Here is a 16,187-nt window from a genome sequence, read left to right on the forward strand (position 1 = left end):
AAAACCATGATGAGTTTTATAGAAAAATATATTTTGCCATATGCTATGAAATTCGGAAACAACCGTCACTTATTAGCGATTCGTGACACATTGGTTGGAATGCTTGCGATAACGATGGTTGGTTCTTTTGCTGTGTTATTTAATAACATCGGGGGCATTTTCAAACCATGGGGAACTATGATGGAGGCAATTTTCGGTAAAAACTGGACCGTTCTCGGTGGTGATATCTGGTGGGGGACCATGGCCTTCCTTTCCGTTTTTTCTGTATTCGGAATTGCCTATCGTTTAGCCAAATCTTATGGAGATGACGGTTTTGAAGCAATGTTTGTGGCGGGGGCAGCATTTTTTATCTTAATTCCTCAATCTGCTGCCGTTGATGGTGTTAAAGCTCCTATTTGGGGCTTGATTAATACAAATTATTTCGGAGCAACTGCCTTGTTTACTGGAATTATTGTCTCTTTGGCCGCAACAGAAATATTTGTTAGATTATCAAGAGTTAAAAAGATAGAGATTAAACTGCCTGATGGTGTTCCACCAGCGGTTGCACGATCATTTGCGAAATTGATTCCAGGTATGCTTACCATTTTCATTATAGGCTTATTCGGAGTCATTTTTCGTCATTTAACACATGATGTTTATTTTAATGATTGGTTAGGAAAAGTACTTGTTTCACCGTTAAGTGCTGCAGCAGATTCATTACCATTTGCTATCCTAATTACTTTACTAATTCATTTATTTTGGTCAATTGGGATTCATGGTGACAATATTCTTGACGGTATTAAGGCACCATTGCTTCAAAAACTTGGAACCGACAATATTAATTTATATGCTAAGGGTGTAACAGATTACCATCAGTACCATGTTTTAGCTGGTAACTTCTATGACGCTTTTGTAAACCTTGGCGGTTCCGGTGCAACAATTGGATTATTGATTTCTATGCTTCTGGTTGCACGACGACGTCAAAAGCAAATGGTGGCACTAGGTATGCCGCCAGCGATATTCCAGATTAACGAACCAGTAATCTTTGGTGTGCCAATTGTTCTAAATCCAATCTGGTTAATACCCTTTATCGCAACCCCTGTTATTTTGACAACTATTTCTTATCTTGCCATCAGTTCGGGACTTGTCCATCCTGTTGTTGCAAATATCCCATGGGTTACACCCGTAGGAATAAACGGTTTCTTAGCCACTGGCGGACACATTTCTGGAGCTGTACTATCAATTGTGAATCTTGGGGTATCGATCTGTATTTACCTGCCTTTTGTATATGCAGTAGAACGTATAGAGTCAAAAAAGTTAAAAAGTAATGATAATGTTTCTTCCAAAACAATAAACATGTAAGGAAAAGGGGCAAATAACATGAATAAAGAGGAACTTTACTCCATTTCCTTTCAACTAATATTGCACAGTGGCAACGCGAGAAGCCTTGCTATGGAAGCATTGCAGGATGCTAGAAATAAAGATTATGAGCAGGCAGATCAAAAAATTAAGGAATCAGAGAATGAGTTATTACAAGCTCATAAGTTCCAAACACAATTAATCCAGAGAGAAGCGGGTGGCGACAAGTATGACATTCCTATCTTACTTGTCCATGCTCAAGATCATTTAATGACAGCAATGACTGTAAAGGACATGGCAATTGAAATTATTGAATTAAGAAAAGAAAAGTCTATCAATTAGAGAGGTCTATTATATAAAAAAAGGCAATGATTTTTACATGAAAATCATTGCCTTTTGTCTTTTTCATGTTATTCTTTTATGAATTCTATGGTACTTCTAACTGTATCAATAGGACGGACATACTTTTCAATTTGTTCACGTTTTGGCTCGAGGAATGGTGGTAAGGATAACTTCTCCCCCAGAGTTTCATAAGGCTCGTCACCCATAAAACCAGGACCGTCTGTAGCAAACTCGAATAAAATTTGCGGTGCTACACGAGCGTATAAAGAACCAAAGAAATAGCGGTCTACAAAACCTGATGTGTTGAACCCAAAGCCTTCCATCCGACTAATCCATTCCTCTAATACGGAGCGATCCTCTACGCGGAAGGCTGCATGGTGGACGGTACCAAAACCTTGACGTGCAGGAGGCAGTATGGCGTTATATTCGACAACCACCTGGGCCCCATTGCCGCCTTCCCCTACTTCAAATAAATGAAATGGTCCTTCGTGAGCAATTTCCTTAAACATGAGGACTTTTTCCATCATTTCTTTAAAATAATCAAAATTCGCAACTCGGACAAAAATTGGTCCCAGTCCCGTAATTGCATATTCTAAAGGGATCGGTCCCTTTTGCCATGGGGTCCCTGCTGCCACGCCCTCATTATTTTCATCTGAAATTAACTGATATTGTTGATCATCAAAATCCACGAAAGATAATGTATTTTTTCCAAATTGTTCTTTTATGCCAGTATGTTTGACTTCTAAGCGGTCAAACCGCTTAACCCAGTACTCTAAAGCCGTATCACTAGGTACCCGGAAGGAAGTTTTAAAAATTTCATTTGTGCCATGTACCCCTTTGGGGATTCCTGGAAAATCAAAAAACGTCATATCTGTACCAGGACTGCCGTTATCATCCGCAAAGAATAAGTGGTAGGTTTGGATATCATCTTGATTGACGGTTTTCTTTACCAGACGCATTCCTAAAACATACGTAAAAAATTGATAATTTTTTTCAGCGCTGCTAGTGATCGCAGTTACATGGTGAATTCCTTTTAAATGATTCATATACTAGCTCCCTTATATTTAATTATTTGTAGTATTCCATATCATGGATAAACCAATCTACAACAAATTATCTTGATTTAATTTATCTCTAATTCAAGATAAATATAACATTGATAATAATCAGTGTCAAATAATTGCGCAGTTTTTATATAAAGTTTTGATTAAAGGAGGGAAATAGTGGAATTCTGTCGATAAAAAATGATTGTTCATTCACAAAGCTGTAACAGTTTAAACGAAAAAATGGAAATATTCGGAGATAATAAAAGTATAAGCAGTAAATATTTCTTAAAGTACAAATGGTTAAAAAATGATGAGGAGGAGGTAGACAATGAAGAGGAAAAAGTGGATTGCATTGCTATTGGCAGGAGGAAAAGGGACGAGATTAAATCTCCTTACCAAGACACTTGTAAAACCAGCGGTGCCATTTGGCGGTAAATATCGCATCATAGACTTTGCTTTAAGCAATTGTAAAAACTCTGGGATTGAGACGGTTGGAATCTTAACCCAATATAGACCACTCGAATTGCATGCTCATCTTGTGCGCTGTAGTTATTGGAATGATTTTAACCGTTCTGGAGGGCTTTCCATTTTACCACCTTATCAGCGGAATGACTCTGGTGTTGACTGGTACGAAGGAACAGCTCATGCTGTGTTTCAAAACATTGAATTTATCGAACAGAATAATCCAGATAATATACTTGTTATTTCTGGGGATCAAATCTATAAAATGGATTATTCTGTCATGCTGGAGCAGCATATAGAAACAAATGCAGATTGTACGATTGCTGTAGTGGAAGTCCCTTGGGCGGAGGCTAGCCGCTTTGGTGTGATGAAAATAGATTCTAGGAACAATAAAATTTTAAGCTTTGAAGAAAAGCCAATACACCCAACTTCCAATTTAGCCTCAATGGGAATTTATATTTTTAAATGGGCAACTCTAAAAGAGTATCTAGTACGTGAGGAACGAAAGGAAAATAGTCAAAGAGATTTTGGAAAGAATATTATTCCTTCGATGTTAGCTGATAGGTTACAACTTTATGGGTATTATTTTAATAAATACTGGAAGGATGTTGGCACAGTCCATAGTTATTGGGAAGCGAACCTGGATTTATTAACGAGTGAAAAGAATATCTTTCTGCAAGATCCTGAATGGAGAATCCAAACCGCATATTATGATGAGCCGCCTTTATACTTTGATGAACGTGCAAGAATGCATCAAAGTATTGTAAGTGAAGGCTGTGAAATTTACGGTACCGTTGAAAATTCAGTTATCTATAACGGTGTCAAGATAGGAAGAGGAGCACTTATTAAAAATGCCGTCATTCTGCCACAATCAATAATTGGTGAAAATGTCTGGATTGAAAATGCTGTCATTGGAAGTCAAACAAAGATTATGGATGGAGTTATAATTGTTGCAAAAAATCCCGAAACCCATTTAATGGTGGTTGCCCATAATGAAACGATTGATCCTGCCTTGCTTGATTTTTCCAACAATAATAAGGTGGTATCAGTGGTTTCTTAGAGTAGAATAAAGGTGTGTGAACACAAAATTCACATACCTTTTTTATTTTTGGCTCTATTAAACGATATTGTTGTTTTTTGTACCCTGTTGATTGGAGCGGAAGGCGCTCGACTCCTGCGGGAGTACGGGGCAGGGGAGACCCCGCAGGCGCTTTCAGCGCCGAGGAGGCTCCCCGGAACGCCCGCGGCTGGAGCGGAAATCAATAGCCAAATTTACCAGAGCCTTATTTTTAAAAATTTAAGAAATATTTTGTTTTTACATCGTAAAATGGTAAACTATTAAAAATATAACTTACTAGAGGAGCTAGCAAAAATGATAAAAGCGATATTTTTTGATTTAGACGATACACTTCTTTGGGATCAAAAGAGTGTAAAGGAAGCTTTTGTAGCCACATGTAAGGTGGCAGAAGAACGTTATGGAATTAATGCCGAACAATTAGAAGAGGCAGTTCGGGAGGCTGCAAGAGAACTCTATTCCTCCTACGATTTCTATTCCTTTACTCAAATGATTGGGATTAACCCGTTTGAAGGACTATGGGGTAATTTTGCGGATGAAAATCTTGAAGATTTCAGGAAAATGAAAGAAACTGTACCAAGCTATAGAAAGGATGCTTGGACTGCTGGGTTAAAGAAAATGGGTATTGATAACCTTGAACTGGGTCAAGAGTTAGCAGAGCGTTTCCCACTGGAAAGACGAAAATCTCCTTTTGTATACGAAGAAACTTTTGATACTTTAAACCAATTAAAAGGCAATTATCAGCTACTTCTTTTAACCAATGGTTCACCTGAATTACAAAATACGAAATTGGAAATTACACCTGAACTTGTTCCTTATTTTGACCAAATTGTTATCTCTGGAGATTTTGGAAGGGGAAAGCCAGATCCGTCTATTTTTGAACATGCCTTATCTCTTATGGGACTTCAAAAGGATGAAGTCATTATGGTTGGAGATAATCTAATGACAGATGTTTTAGGGGCAAACCGCGCAGGCATTAAAACCGTTTGGATTAACCGCCATGACAAAGAGCGAAATGAAGTGATTCCTACTTATGAAATTAAGCATTTGGAAGAGCTTTTTTCTATCTTAGAAGAAATTAAGGAAAAATAAACCAAAAATAATTTGTAACTTTCCCCTTTTTTCAGAGACTATTTAGCTGATACTATGTAATAATTATTGGAAAAAAGGGGATTCAAAAAATGCGAAAAAAAATAAGTCTTGTCTTTATTTGTTTTGCTTTTATCGCGTGCTTGTTATCCGGGTGTGGATCTACTAGTAAAACAAATGCTAGTTCAGAAGACAGTAAAAATAATTCTCCTAAAGAAAACGAGGTCGCGTCTGATTTTCTTCCAAAAATCGTAATAAATAAAGACCAAAAGAATACGCTGATTCACTATACTGTGAAAAATATCTCGGGGAAACCCAAAAAACTAACATTCCGCACGGGATTAAAGGTTGATTACATTATATTTGATTCATCAGGTAAAAAGGTAAAACAATACTCGGATGATGTGATGTCTACCCAAGTTATTAAAAAGGTTATCTTTAAAAATAATCAGGAAATTACCAAAGATTTCATTATTTCAAATCTACCTGATGGCCATTATAAGATTGAGGTATTTTTGACGGCTATTGAATTAGAGGCAAAAGCTGTTTCGGATTTAATTATTAAAAATCCTTAAATCATCAATAAGCATCTCCAGGATATGGAGGTGTTTTTTTTGTCGACATTGGGCGTTATGTATCATATAGACACGATTATTGTAGATTATAATACGATTAGATTAAATTATTTATTCGAGGTGTAAGTGTTGGAATTAAGACAATTGCAATTATTTTCTGAGGTGGCGAAACATAAAAGTATTACAAAAGCAGCAGTGGCACTGCATTTGTCACAGCCGGCTCTTAGCAAATCAATTATGGCTTTAGAGGAAGAGCTTGGCATGACATTAATCATCCGTTCAAATAAAACAAGTGAATTAACGGATGCAGGCAGAATTGTCCTCGAATATTCTCAAAAGATGTATGGCCTTTTAGATGAAATGAAAACCACCCTTAACGATATGACCGATTTAACAAGAGGGCAAATAAATATCGGACTGCCGCCATTTATTGGCAGTTTATTTTTTCCGCGAGTGATTGCCAAGTTTCATCATACTTTCCCTAATATTGAACTCAAGATAACAGAGTATGGCGGTGCGAGGGTCGTTAAGAGTGTGGAGGAAGGGGAATTTGAACTAGGGGTTGCCGTCCTGCCAATTGATGAGCAGCAATTTGATATTTATCCCATTGTTGAAGAAGAAATGAAGCTCTTAGTGTACAAAGACCACCGTTTGGCGAAGCGAAAGGTAGTCGATATGGAAGAATTAAAGGATGAAGAGTTTATCTTTTATCACGAAGAGTTTGCTCTTAATAAAATCATGAGAAATGAGTGTATTGCTGCAGGATATGAACCTAAAATTTTGTTTCAAAGCTCGCAATGGGATTTCATGACAGAAATGGTAGCGGCTAATCTTGGGATAACCATTCTTCCACAGGGGATTTGTAACCGTGTTTTTACTAGTGATATCGAGGTCATTGATCTTAAACAAAAAATTCTTTGGCGTTTGGCAGTGCTTACAAAAAAAGACCGTTATATCTCAAATGCAGGCAGGACCTTTATTGACTTCATCTTAAAGGAACCATTATAACTTTTAGTTATGAAAATGATTCTTAATATGTATTTTACGAATGATAAAAAAGAGTTTAGGATTACTCTATACTTTAATTCGTAAATTCAAAAGGAGAAAATTTTCCCCTTTTCCATATAGAAAGGATCATGAAGATGAGACTAGGCGTCATTGTATTACAAGTGTTATTTTTACATGTGTTTTTATTTTTAGGAGCTGCTCTTAAAGAAGTGATTCCACTTCCGATACCAGCTTCCATGTTTGGCTTATTTCTATTGTTTCTTGCCCTTTGCTGTAAATTGATTAAATTAGAGTGGATAGAAAAGGGAGCGAATTGGTTATTAGCCGAGCTATTACTTTTCTTTATCCCTTCAGCGGTCGGAATTGTGAACTATAATGAGATTTTAAGCTTACAAGGAGCCGAGATTGTGGGGTTAATTGGGATTAGTACCATTATTGTAATGGGAATGACAGCAGTAACTGCAGAAAAAATTATGGGGCGAAAAGGGAGTGAGCAGCATTGATGATGATCTTATTTACCATAGCGACCTGTGTAATATATCGTTGGTCAAAAATGGCATATAGTAAATGGAACATGCCGTTTTTTCACCCCTTGCTGTTATCACCTATTTTGTTAATTGCACTTATTTCGATAACACATGTTTCTGCAAATCAATATATAAATGCTTCTAAGTGGCTCACCCATTTACTAGGACCGGCAACAGTTGCATTTGCTGTACCTATTTATAAAAATTTAGCGATAATTAAAAAATATATTGGAACGATTCTTGTTAGTATCACTTGTGGAACGCTGATAGCGATTTTTTCTACTTACGGTTTGTCCAAATTGTTCCATTTGAATTCTGATTTTATCATTTCCATATTACCTCGGTCGATTACTACTCCAATAGCTATTGAGGTTTCAAAGGAAATTGGCGGACTGCCAACGTTAACAACCGTTTTTGTTATTATTACAGGGATTGTTGGTGGTATTGTGGGTCCTTCAGTTATTAAAGGGTTATCGATTAAAACACCCATTGCAAGAGGGCTTGCATTAGGGATGGGTGCACATGGTGTAGGTACGAATAAAGCAATGGAGTACGGGAAACAAGAAGCAACCTTTTCATCTCTAGCCATGATTTTTGCTGCTTTGATTACCTTAGTTTGGGGAGCATTATTGATTCCATCATTAATGAATTTACATCATATTTTATAAAAAACTTTGGCTGTCATTTTTAATAAATGGCGGCCTTATTTTTTGGGGATTAATCTGAAGAATATCATTAAAAAAGGTTTTTTGAGGGGCTAAATGAAAAGTTGATATCATAGAATGAATGGGTTGGACTGAAAAAAAGGAATAGGTTCTGGGGGGAAGATAAATGCTCCGAAATGTCATTGTTGTAAGGGATGATGAGGAAAGTATCAAAAATGCCATCAGAGAAATATTGCGATCTAAACATAAGGGGCATGAGTTTGCCCTTGATATGACGAGAATTACCGATAAAGAAAGAAAACGAGAGATTATGAAACAGCTAACGCGGTATTAGCCCTTAGGGAAGATAGATGCCTTTTATTGCAATAAAAAAGGAAACGAGATTTTAGAATTCTCATTTCCGCTAAGTAAATATTTAATCAAGTAATCCTAACAGATGGCGGACTGCATAGGCAAAGCCATCTTCATCATTAGACTTTGTAATTACATCTGCTGCTTGTTGAACCTCCATTGGTGCATTTTCCATTGCTACGGCAGTAGTGGCTACTTCAAATTGAGCAATGTCGTTGCCGCCATCACCAAAAGCAAAGATCTCATCAAATGTGAGGTTCATCATATCCTGATAGCGTAATAAGGCCTTCCCTTTATGCGCTTCATTCGAGGTGATTTCTACATTATTTGGATGGGAAGACGCCATTGAAATAGGGAATTTCCTTGTTAATGCATTTTTTACTTCTTCAATTTTCTCAAGCTGGTCCGGATGAACAAGTGCAATGAGTTTGTAGATTTTTAAATCTTCTTTATCAAGAATTTGATCATAATTGAACTCATGAAAGATCTTATCTAGTTCTTGTCTACTTTTTTCGCGCAAAGGAGGTAGTGTAGACGGTAGGCCGCCATAATTTGTATAGACGAGGATTCCTACATCCATTCCTTTTAGGGCTGAAAAAACGTTCTTATAGACATCAAGAGGCAGGGTAGCTTCAAAAAGCAACTCCTGATCCGCTGAATATAATACTGATCCATTGATGCAAAATATGGGCATCTTGATTTTTTGAACAGCCTCTAATTTAATGACATCCGCATAAGCACGACCTGTGTTTAAAATCAAACAATGACCACGCGCCTGTAGTTCGTTTAACACCTTCACACTTTCAGTAGTAATTTCACTTTCAGAATTCAATAAAGTACCGTCTAAATCAATTGAAATACATTTCATGCTTTTGTGTCCTTTCTATTGGTGACAGGCACCATTTCTACCATTTCGACTATAAAGAGAAAGGCAAGCTTCTTAATAAAGCTTGCCATTTGATCTATATCGAGATTTATTGCAATACGAAGCTTAGCCGCGTCTGCCACCTCGGCCACCGCGTTTTGTTTCAGTGTTGCGTTTGAGGCTTGATAAATTCTCTTCACTAGACTTTAAGAACTTGGCCATTTTATCTTCAAAGCTTTCCTTAGGTTTGAAGTTTCCTTTTGGACGGAAATCCTTTGAACGGCTATCGCCTCTACCTTGACGCTGTGGGCGCTGTGAATAAGAAGAAGTTTGTCCTTCAGGCTTATCGATTGCTTTTTTAATGGATAAGGCAGTTTTTCCGTCTTTTTCACTGATTACTTTTACTTCGACTACATCGCCAATTTTTAGATGATCGTTAACATCTTTTACGTAGCTATCCGCAACCTCACTAATATGTACCAAGCCTGTAGTCCCACCTGGTAATTCTACAAATGCTCCAAAATTAGTGATACCGGTTACCTTACCTTGTACTTTACTGCCTACTTCAACTGACATAAAAATAAATTTCCCCCTCATAAATGTTAAAGACACTTTATTATATCAAAAATTCTAGAAAAATAACATAAACTCTATTTCTATTTCTTATGCCAATTCATGCCTAAAGGTTCACAGGAATGTAACAACTATACCGAGATATTTGGAAAGGTGAGGAAATAATATTAGTGTAATGAAATGCATGACCCAAACGAATTCCGATAAGGGAGAAAATTCTACCAAGGAGGTGGCTTGGTTCAATAGAAAATTATAGAAGTGTTACCGGTAGAAAGGAGGAAAAGAAATCTGATTTAAAAACCGGTAAATTTTAAAGTGAATCGGAATTAGTAATGGAGATGATTGTTTTGCATTTCATTTTCATTATGGCGGGAGTTGGTTTGCATAGAAGCTTTTGTCATAATAGCAAAACGTTATATCCTAATAAAAATATGTTGCTTGCCGTAGTAAATGAATAAACTTAATTGCTGTCAATCCAATGTTTTGCCTCTTTTAAAAAAAAAATCAATTTATTCATACAGAAACGGGGTATGCCAATGAAGTATATAGCAGGCGAGTCAGCACAATGCTGGCTCGCTTTTTACATTTGATGGGTAATGTTTTTTTGTAAGCCTACGTATAAGAAATATAGTACGGAATTTGAAAGGGGGAAATTTTTTTGACGAATTTATACGGTCCATATAATATTTATAGCTATTTCATTGGTTCCAATCCTCCAACTTCCTTCAATCCCAATCCCATTTTTCCAAAAATTAAAAGAACAGCTTTTTTAAGTCCATTTACCTATGTAGTGGGTGATGTGAGCATCGGGGAAAATACCTACATTGGCCCTTTTGTAAGTATCCGCGCCGATGAGGGTTCTCCGTTTTATATCGGAGAGAATTGTAATCTCCAAGATGGTGTTATTCTTCACGGTTTAAAAAATAAGTATGTAGAGGTTTACAAACATTTCTCCATATATATGGGTCCAAGAGTTTCTTGTGCACATGGGTCACTCATTCATGGCCCTTGTGAAATTGGACCGGATGTTTTTGTAGGATTTAAAGCGATTGTTTATAATACGCAAATAGGGGAAGGATGCTTCGTTTCCCCCAATGCGGTTGTTACAGGCGGTGTAAAACTTAAGCCGCATAGTTTCGTGCCACCTGGTGCCAATATCGATACACAAGCAAAAGCAGATCGCTTATCGAAGGTACCCAAAAATGAGGAAGAATTTGCAAAAGAGGTACAAAGAGTTAATCGTGAGTTTCCTCTAACTTATTCCATATTTTTTGGTAAGACCAAGTGTTCTTGTGGCTTAACACATTAATTATTGAGGGAATATGATCATGGTGACTTGGTGATACTACCCTTTGTTTACTATAAGATGAAATGGGGACTATCGAATGAAGGACGTATTACAACAAGTGAAAGAAGAATTAGAAAAAGCATACGATCATCCAGAAACTGCTAACCTAGACCAATGTATTGCTCAACTTCAACAGGCTGTGGAACAAAATGGTGATAAAGGTACAATGATTGAAAATTGTATTCGAGCAGTAACACAGGCTAGAAATTCAATGGGCGCCTTACAAAATGCAGGTGACGTATCGTCTGCTGGAGCATTCGGCGAAGCTTATAACGCCTTAGATCAGGCAATTGAATCATATACAGATTAATTAATACTTTATAAACCTCTACAAATTGTTAGAGGTTTTTTATTATGTAACAAAGAATGAACAGGTTGATTCCGTTCATAATAAATAACGTAAAGGAGGCGTGACCTATGGATGAAAAATATAATACAAACGATGATGCCAATGTCGAATTAAAGAATGGTCTTCAAAATAGCCCGCCAAAGAAAAATCCGAACATGAGTGAGGCCGAGTATAAATTAAAGGTATTAGGATGGGGTAAGAAAAAATAAGAATAAGTAAGGCTTCAATCTCACCTTGGAGGTGAAATAATGCCACAAAATAATCCGATTGAATATACAGGAAGAGTTCTGGATCAAAGAAACAATCTTACCGGTCCCAATGATAGTGATGGGAAAGCTACCTATCCTGAGCGACCCAAAAATGTCCCGATTCAGAGTTCAAATAATAAAGTGAAATAATGATATCAAGGCTGCCAAGTGGCAGTCTTTTTTTTCAAAAATATTACCTATCTGATTTTAAATTGTAGAACTTAAGCATATAAGTTTGTTTCCTTTTTATCAGTTGTTACTATAATAAGGAATTACAAATGAAAGGACACTTAAATATGCCAACCATTAATATACCTGTATCGGTTTTAAATTTAGCACCTATTCGTGAGGGACAAGATTCCAAACAAGCAATTGAGGCAATGATAAATCTTGCGCAGGCTGTAGAAAGAATGGGTTATCAACGCTATTGGATTGCGGAGCATCATAACACCTCGACACTGGTTAGTTCAGCAACTTCGATTTTAATTCAACACACATTGGAACATACGAAACAAATCAAAGTTGGATCGGGTGGGATTATGTTGCCAAATCATGCACCCCTTGTAGTGGCGGAGCAATTTGGGACAATGGCGACAATGTTTCCAAACCGGGTCGACCTAGGACTTGGCCGTGCTCCCGGAACCGATATGATGACAGCAAGTGCCTTAAGGCGTTCGAAAAATGATTCTGTTTATACCTTCCCGCAGGATGTACAGTCATTACTTACTTATTTCGGACCAATTGAGGAGCAAGGTTATGTTAAAGCGTATCCTGGGGTTGGTAGCAATATCCCGATTTATATTTTAGGATCTTCAACAGATTCCGCTTATCTTGCCGCAAGTTTGGGACTGCCATATGTATTTGCTTCCCACTTTGCACCAAGATTCATGGAAGAAGCGATTACGATTTATCGTGAGCGATTCCAGCCATCAGAGTACCTCGAAAAACCATACATGATGGTCTGCTTAAATGTGATTGCTGCTGAAACCGATGAGGAAGCGTCATTCCTATCGACTACCATGAAGCAATTTTTCCTAAATGTCGTCCGCGGGACACAAAATCCATTGCGACCGCCAGTTGAAAATTTAGATGAGCTTTGGAACCCAATGGAAAAAGAAATGGCTTCCTCGATGTCGAGTGTTACATTATTGGGCAGTAAAAAAACCGTCAGTCAGCAATTAACGAATTTCCAAGAGAGATACAATGTCGATGAAATCATGGCGGTGTCATATATCTTTAGTCCAGAAAAGCAAAAACGTTCGTATGAGATATTTAAGGAAATCGTTGATGGACAATGATTGATGATAAAAAAAACACCCTCTGTAAACACAGAGGGTGTTTTTTTAGTTATTATCTTTTTGGAATTGAGTCATAAATTCGCTGAAAGCTTGGCAAGCTTCAACTAGGACAGCATTATAGGCAGACACGCGGCATCCGCCGATAGAACGGTGACCGTTTACTCCAACAAATCCTTCTTGTTTAGCCTGTTCTAAGAATTTCTTCTCTAGTTCCGGACTTTTTAAATTAAAGGTTAGGTTCATGAGTGAGCGGCTGTCTTGGTTCGCATGACCAATGTAGAAACCGTTGCTTTCGTCAATAACTGAGTAAATAAGGTTTGCTTTTTCTTCATTTTGCTTAGCGATTGATTCCAAACCACCTAATTCTCGTGCCCAATTTAGAACTTCTCCAAGCATGTAAATACCAAAGGTTGGTGGTGTATTGTAAAGCGAATTATTTTTTGCATGTGTGCTGTACTTTAACATCGTTGGGATATTTGTGTTTGCACGTTCTAGAAAATCTTTGCGGATAATGACAACCGTAACACCTGATGGACCAAGATTCTTTTGGGCACCCGCATAAATAAGAGCAAACTTGCTAACATCGATTGGTGTAGAAAGAATATCACTAGACATGTCGGCAATTAGAGGTACATCACCTGTATCAGGGAAGTCTTTCCACTGTGTACCATAAATCGTATTGTTAGATGTGATGTGGACGTAAGCATCGTCCTTGTCGAATTGTAATTCTTCTAATTTTGGAATGCTACGATAGTTGCCTTCTTTTGTTGATGCAGCCTGATATACTTCACCAAATAATTTAGCTTCAGCGAAGGCTTTTTCTGACCAAGAACCGGTCATAACATAACTAGCTTTTTTCCCAGGTTGTAAAAAATTCATTGGGATCATGGAAAACTGGAGACTAGCTCCGCCTTGTAAAAATAGAACTTCATAGTTATCAGGAATAGCTAATAATTCTTTTAAGCTGTTAATCGCCTGATTATGTACTTCTTCGTAAGGTCGGCTACGGTGGCTTAGTTCCATAACTGACATTCCTGTACCACGGAAATTAATTAGCTCCGCTTGAGCTTTTTCTAAGACTGAAAGAGGTAGTGCAGAAGGACCTGCATTAAAATTGTAGGCACGTTGTACTTGTAATTTCACATTTCTCACTCCATCTATTTGGTTTATTACGACTATAACATAGATTCAATTTTCGGAAAATAAATTTTAGTTATTTCCGGGAAGTTATTTTACAAAAGTTTATTATTAGCAAAATGGAAACGTTTTATTAGGGGGGAATGTGAAAATTTTTTGAATTTTAATAGGATATACTGTACAAATTGTGTCTGTCTAGTTATAGAGATTATGGAAACTTTCATGAATTAATACACTGGTTTTAATTATTTTTTGTCTGATGAGGTTTTTTCTTTTTTAAAAGAAATAATATAACCAAAGATTATACAAAAAGGGGTTAAGGCATGAAGGTTTTTGTGGTAGGTGCACACGGGAAAATTGGGACCCAATTGATTCGAATATTATCGAAATCGAATAAGCACACAGTAAGAGCCATGGTGCGGGAGGCGGAACAAGCTTATAATTTCCAATCATTCGGAATTGAAACGGCAATTGTGAATCTAGAAGAAAGTGTCGAACAAATTGCCGAAGGGGCAATGGGGTGTGATGCGATTGTCTTTACCGCCGGTTCTGGTGGTCATACAGGTGCAGATAAGACACTATTAGTCGATCTTGATGGTGCAGTTAAAACAATTGAAGCAGCAGCAGAGGCGAAAATAAAACGTTTTATCATGGTCAGTGCTCTTCAAGCACATAGAAGAGAAAACTGGAAAGAAGGTATAAAGCCTTACTACGTGGCTAAATATTACGCAGATAAGATGCTTGAGCAAAGTAATTTAACATATACAATTATACGTCCAGGCGGACTCTTAGACAGTGAAGGTACTGGTTCCATTTCAGTGGCTGAAAATATTAAAAGTGGAATGATTTCTCGTGAGGATGTAGCTAAAACAATAATCGCCTCGTTAGATGAAGGAAATACTTTTTATAAAGCTTTTGATCTTGTATCCGGAGAAATCTCGATTACGGAAGCGTTAAAACTTTTATAAAACGACATCAAGATTTAAAAGACCTTGGAAAATTCAGGGTCTTTTTGCATATAAATTTTCTTTTTTTAGTAGTGAGTAAGGCGAGTACTCTTTAGAAATTATTCAAAACAAAATGAACCTCTTCATTCTTCAAAAATACTCGTGCTACGTTTTAATGGAATAAATTTCTGGTTGTATATTTAGATTGTTGGTGATATGATGTAAAAATCGTCTTTGAGAGAGGCATAAAAATAGTCTGGTAATTATGGCGAGAAGGTCACACCCGTTCCCATACCGAACACGGAAGTTAAGCTTCTCAGCGCCGATGGTAGTTGGGGCAAGCGCCCCTGTGAGAGTAGGACGTTGCCAGGCGAGAGACAGGAATTTACGTTTCTGTCTTTTTCTTTCCCCTTTTTGAGGATTGGAAAAACTATCTGTTGTAAGAAAACACTGACGGTGTTATGATAGGAAAGTCGCTCTTGAAGAGAGTGAACAAGGAATCAAAAATGGAAAAACTTTCTATTGTAACTTACTATTTACGATGTTATCTTAGAAAAGCTGCTCTTGAAAAAGAGCGTGCTAGTCAATTGGAAATAATTGATGATTGATAGAATGTGAGAAATCCGTTAAGATTGTATTTCTGTTGCTTTTAGTGACATTGCTCTTTGAAAACTAAACAAACAAATACGTCAACAAACAATAATTACTAGTTTCTTAATTGAAACTATGCCAACGTAACTTTTATGAGCAAATCAAATTTCATGGAGAGTTTGATCCTGGCTCAGGACGAACGCTGGCGGCGTGCCTAATACATGCAAGTCGAGCGAATCAAATAAGAGCGCAGCTCTTTTGGTTAGCGGCGGACGGGTGAGTAACACGTGGGCAACCTGCCTGTAAGACTGGGATAACACCGGGAAACCGGTGCTAATACCGGATAACTCTTT

The 16,187-nt window shown here is 37.3% G+C and carries 19 protein-coding genes and 2 rRNA genes; 17 read left to right on the forward strand and 4 right to left on the reverse strand.

Features of this window, described 5'->3' with window-relative positions; translation table 11 throughout:
• Positions 1-6: 6 nt before the first annotated feature.
• Together JOC76_RS28060 and JOC76_RS28065 are read left to right on the forward strand one after the other, a co-directional pair.
• Entirely contained in the window at positions 7-1,341 is a 1,335-nt protein-coding gene (locus JOC76_RS28060; RefSeq protein ID WP_205182075.1) for a PTS sugar transporter subunit IIC, read from the forward strand.
• Between the two features lie 18 nt (positions 1,342-1,359).
• Positions 1,360-1,680 (forward strand): PTS sugar transporter subunit IIA, encoded by a 321-nt coding sequence (locus JOC76_RS28065; RefSeq protein WP_205182076.1) that lies wholly within the window; start codon positions 1,360-1,362, stop codon positions 1,678-1,680.
• Between the two features lie 68 nt (positions 1,681-1,748).
• On the opposite strand, the gene JOC76_RS28070 is transcribed toward JOC76_RS28065, so the two are convergent.
• Positions 1,749-2,726 carry a ring-cleaving dioxygenase gene (locus JOC76_RS28070; RefSeq protein WP_205182077.1) on the reverse strand — a complete coding sequence of 326 codons (978 nt, stop codon included), beginning with the start codon at positions 2,724-2,726 and terminating at the stop codon, positions 1,749-1,751.
• Between the two features lie 328 nt (positions 2,727-3,054).
• On the opposite strand from JOC76_RS28070, the gene JOC76_RS28075 reads away from it, so the two are divergent.
• The 7 genes from JOC76_RS28075 (at position 3,055) to JOC76_RS28105 (ending at position 8,461) form a co-directional block, all read left to right on the forward strand.
• Positions 3,055-4,248, forward strand: a complete 1,194-nt coding sequence (locus JOC76_RS28075; RefSeq protein ID WP_205182078.1) for a glucose-1-phosphate adenylyltransferase — start codon at positions 3,055-3,057, stop codon at positions 4,246-4,248.
• Positions 4,249-4,560: 312 nt separating this feature from the next.
• Positions 4,561-5,355 carry an HAD family hydrolase gene (locus JOC76_RS28080; protein WP_205182079.1) on the forward strand — a complete coding sequence of 265 codons (795 nt, stop codon included), beginning with the start codon at positions 4,561-4,563 and terminating at the stop codon, positions 5,353-5,355.
• 89 nt (positions 5,356-5,444) lie between these two features.
• Positions 5,445-5,927, forward strand: a complete 483-nt coding sequence (locus JOC76_RS28085; protein WP_205182080.1) for a BsuPI-related putative proteinase inhibitor — start codon at positions 5,445-5,447, stop codon at positions 5,925-5,927.
• Positions 5,928-6,056: 129 nt separating this feature from the next.
• Positions 6,057-6,935, forward strand: a complete 879-nt coding sequence (locus JOC76_RS28090) for a LysR family transcriptional regulator (RefSeq protein ID WP_205182081.1) — start codon at positions 6,057-6,059, stop codon at positions 6,933-6,935.
• Positions 6,936-7,063: 128 nt separating this feature from the next.
• A complete protein-coding gene (locus JOC76_RS28095; RefSeq protein WP_239558061.1) occupies positions 7,064-7,438 on the forward strand; it encodes a CidA/LrgA family protein in 375 nt (124 codons plus the stop codon).
• Positions 7,438-8,130 (forward strand): LrgB family protein, encoded by a 693-nt coding sequence (locus JOC76_RS28100; protein WP_239558062.1) that lies wholly within the window; start codon positions 7,438-7,440, stop codon positions 8,128-8,130. The genes JOC76_RS28095 and JOC76_RS28100 overlap by 1 nt, the downstream gene beginning before the upstream one ends.
• A 163-nt stretch (positions 8,131-8,293) precedes the next feature.
• Positions 8,294-8,461: a hypothetical protein gene (locus JOC76_RS28105; protein WP_205182083.1), complete on the forward strand. Its 168-nt coding sequence runs from the start codon at positions 8,294-8,296 to the stop codon at positions 8,459-8,461.
• Positions 8,462-8,542: 81 nt separating this feature from the next.
• Here the strand turns inward: JOC76_RS28105 and JOC76_RS28110 are convergent, their stop codons facing one another.
• Together JOC76_RS28110 and JOC76_RS28115 are read right to left on the reverse strand one after the other, a co-directional pair.
• Entirely contained in the window at positions 8,543-9,346 is an 804-nt protein-coding gene (locus JOC76_RS28110; protein ID WP_205182084.1) for an HAD family hydrolase, read from the reverse strand.
• 123 nt (positions 9,347-9,469) lie between these two features.
• Positions 9,470-9,919, reverse strand: coding sequence for a S1 domain-containing RNA-binding protein (locus tag JOC76_RS28115; protein ID WP_205182085.1), 450 nt, complete (start codon positions 9,917-9,919; stop codon positions 9,470-9,472).
• Between the two features lie 655 nt (positions 9,920-10,574).
• Here JOC76_RS28115 and JOC76_RS28120 point away from each other — a divergent pair.
• The 5 genes from JOC76_RS28120 to JOC76_RS28140 all read left to right on the forward strand — a co-directional run bounded on the left by JOC76_RS28120 (position 10,575) and on the right by JOC76_RS28140 (position 13,159).
• On the forward strand, positions 10,575-11,225 hold the full coding sequence (locus JOC76_RS28120; protein ID WP_205182086.1) for an LbetaH domain-containing protein: 651 nt from the start codon (positions 10,575-10,577) through the stop codon (positions 11,223-11,225).
• 76 nt (positions 11,226-11,301) lie between these two features.
• Positions 11,302-11,574: a hypothetical protein gene (locus tag JOC76_RS28125; protein WP_205182087.1), complete on the forward strand. Its 273-nt coding sequence runs from the start codon at positions 11,302-11,304 to the stop codon at positions 11,572-11,574.
• A gap of 107 nt (positions 11,575-11,681) precedes the next feature.
• Complete coding sequence (locus JOC76_RS28130; protein WP_205182088.1) at positions 11,682-11,822, forward strand: hypothetical protein; 141 nt, start codon at positions 11,682-11,684, stop codon at positions 11,820-11,822.
• Positions 11,823-11,861: 39 nt separating this feature from the next.
• Complete coding sequence (locus JOC76_RS28135; RefSeq protein WP_205182089.1) at positions 11,862-12,011, forward strand: hypothetical protein; 150 nt, start codon at positions 11,862-11,864, stop codon at positions 12,009-12,011.
• A 146-nt stretch (positions 12,012-12,157) separates the two neighbouring features.
• Positions 12,158-13,159, forward strand: a complete 1,002-nt coding sequence (locus JOC76_RS28140) for an LLM class flavin-dependent oxidoreductase (protein ID WP_205182093.1) — start codon at positions 12,158-12,160, stop codon at positions 13,157-13,159.
• 45 nt (positions 13,160-13,204) lie between these two features.
• On the opposite strand, the gene serC is transcribed toward JOC76_RS28140, so the two are convergent.
• Positions 13,205-14,302, reverse strand: a complete 1,098-nt coding sequence (gene serC / locus JOC76_RS28145) for a 3-phosphoserine/phosphohydroxythreonine transaminase (protein ID WP_205182090.1) — start codon at positions 14,300-14,302, stop codon at positions 13,205-13,207.
• 317 nt (positions 14,303-14,619) lie between these two features.
• On the opposite strand from serC, the gene JOC76_RS28150 reads away from it, so the two are divergent.
• The 3 genes from JOC76_RS28150 to JOC76_RS28160 form a co-directional block, all read left to right on the forward strand.
• Positions 14,620-15,264, forward strand: a complete 645-nt coding sequence (locus tag JOC76_RS28150; protein ID WP_205182091.1) for an SDR family oxidoreductase — start codon at positions 14,620-14,622, stop codon at positions 15,262-15,264.
• A 234-nt stretch (positions 15,265-15,498) separates the two neighbouring features.
• Positions 15,499-15,615 (forward strand): 5S ribosomal RNA (gene rrf, locus JOC76_RS28155).
• Between the two features lie 386 nt (positions 15,616-16,001).
• A 16S ribosomal RNA gene (locus tag JOC76_RS28160) occupies positions 16,002-16,187 on the forward strand; the annotation flags it as partial.

The organism is Neobacillus cucumis (assembly GCF_016908975.1).
GTDB classification, from domain to species: Bacteria; Bacillota; Bacilli; order Bacillales; family Cytobacillaceae; genus Neobacillus; species Neobacillus cucumis.

What these genes read in the sequence shown, in the direction of transcription:
- JOC76_RS28060 (WP_205182075.1), top strand. Translation starts at nt 7, where the DNA reads ATGATGAGTTTTATAGAAAAATATATTTTGCCATATGCTATGAAATTC.
- JOC76_RS28105 (WP_205182083.1), top strand. Translation starts at nt 8,294, where the DNA reads ATGCTCCGAAATGTCATTGTTGTAAGGGATGATGAGGAAAGTATCAAA.
- JOC76_RS28110 (WP_205182084.1), bottom strand. Translation starts at nt 9,346, where the DNA reads ATGAAATGTATTTCAATTGATTTAGACGGTACTTTATTGAATTCTGAA.
- JOC76_RS28070 (WP_205182077.1), bottom strand. Translation starts at nt 2,726, where the DNA reads ATGAATCATTTAAAAGGAATTCACCATGTAACTGCGATCACTAGCAGC.
- JOC76_RS28135 (WP_205182089.1), top strand. Translation starts at nt 11,862, where the DNA reads ATGCCACAAAATAATCCGATTGAATATACAGGAAGAGTTCTGGATCAA.
- JOC76_RS28080 (WP_205182079.1), top strand. Translation starts at nt 4,561, where the DNA reads ATGATAAAAGCGATATTTTTTGATTTAGACGATACACTTCTTTGGGAT.
- JOC76_RS28130 (WP_205182088.1), top strand. Translation starts at nt 11,682, where the DNA reads ATGGATGAAAAATATAATACAAACGATGATGCCAATGTCGAATTAAAG.
- JOC76_RS28075 (WP_205182078.1), top strand. Translation starts at nt 3,055, where the DNA reads ATGAAGAGGAAAAAGTGGATTGCATTGCTATTGGCAGGAGGAAAAGGG.
- JOC76_RS28100 (WP_239558062.1), top strand. Translation starts at nt 7,438, where the DNA reads ATGATGATCTTATTTACCATAGCGACCTGTGTAATATATCGTTGGTCA.
- JOC76_RS28095 (WP_239558061.1), top strand. Translation starts at nt 7,064, where the DNA reads ATGAAGATGAGACTAGGCGTCATTGTATTACAAGTGTTATTTTTACAT.
- JOC76_RS28140 (WP_205182093.1), top strand. Translation starts at nt 12,158, where the DNA reads ATGCCAACCATTAATATACCTGTATCGGTTTTAAATTTAGCACCTATT.
- JOC76_RS28115 (WP_205182085.1), bottom strand. Translation starts at nt 9,919, where the DNA reads ATGTCAGTTGAAGTAGGCAGTAAAGTACAAGGTAAGGTAACCGGTATC.
- JOC76_RS28065 (WP_205182076.1), top strand. Translation starts at nt 1,360, where the DNA reads ATGAATAAAGAGGAACTTTACTCCATTTCCTTTCAACTAATATTGCAC.
- JOC76_RS28125 (WP_205182087.1), top strand. Translation starts at nt 11,302, where the DNA reads ATGAAGGACGTATTACAACAAGTGAAAGAAGAATTAGAAAAAGCATAC.
- JOC76_RS28085 (WP_205182080.1), top strand. Translation starts at nt 5,445, where the DNA reads ATGCGAAAAAAAATAAGTCTTGTCTTTATTTGTTTTGCTTTTATCGCG.
- JOC76_RS28150 (WP_205182091.1), top strand. Translation starts at nt 14,620, where the DNA reads ATGAAGGTTTTTGTGGTAGGTGCACACGGGAAAATTGGGACCCAATTG.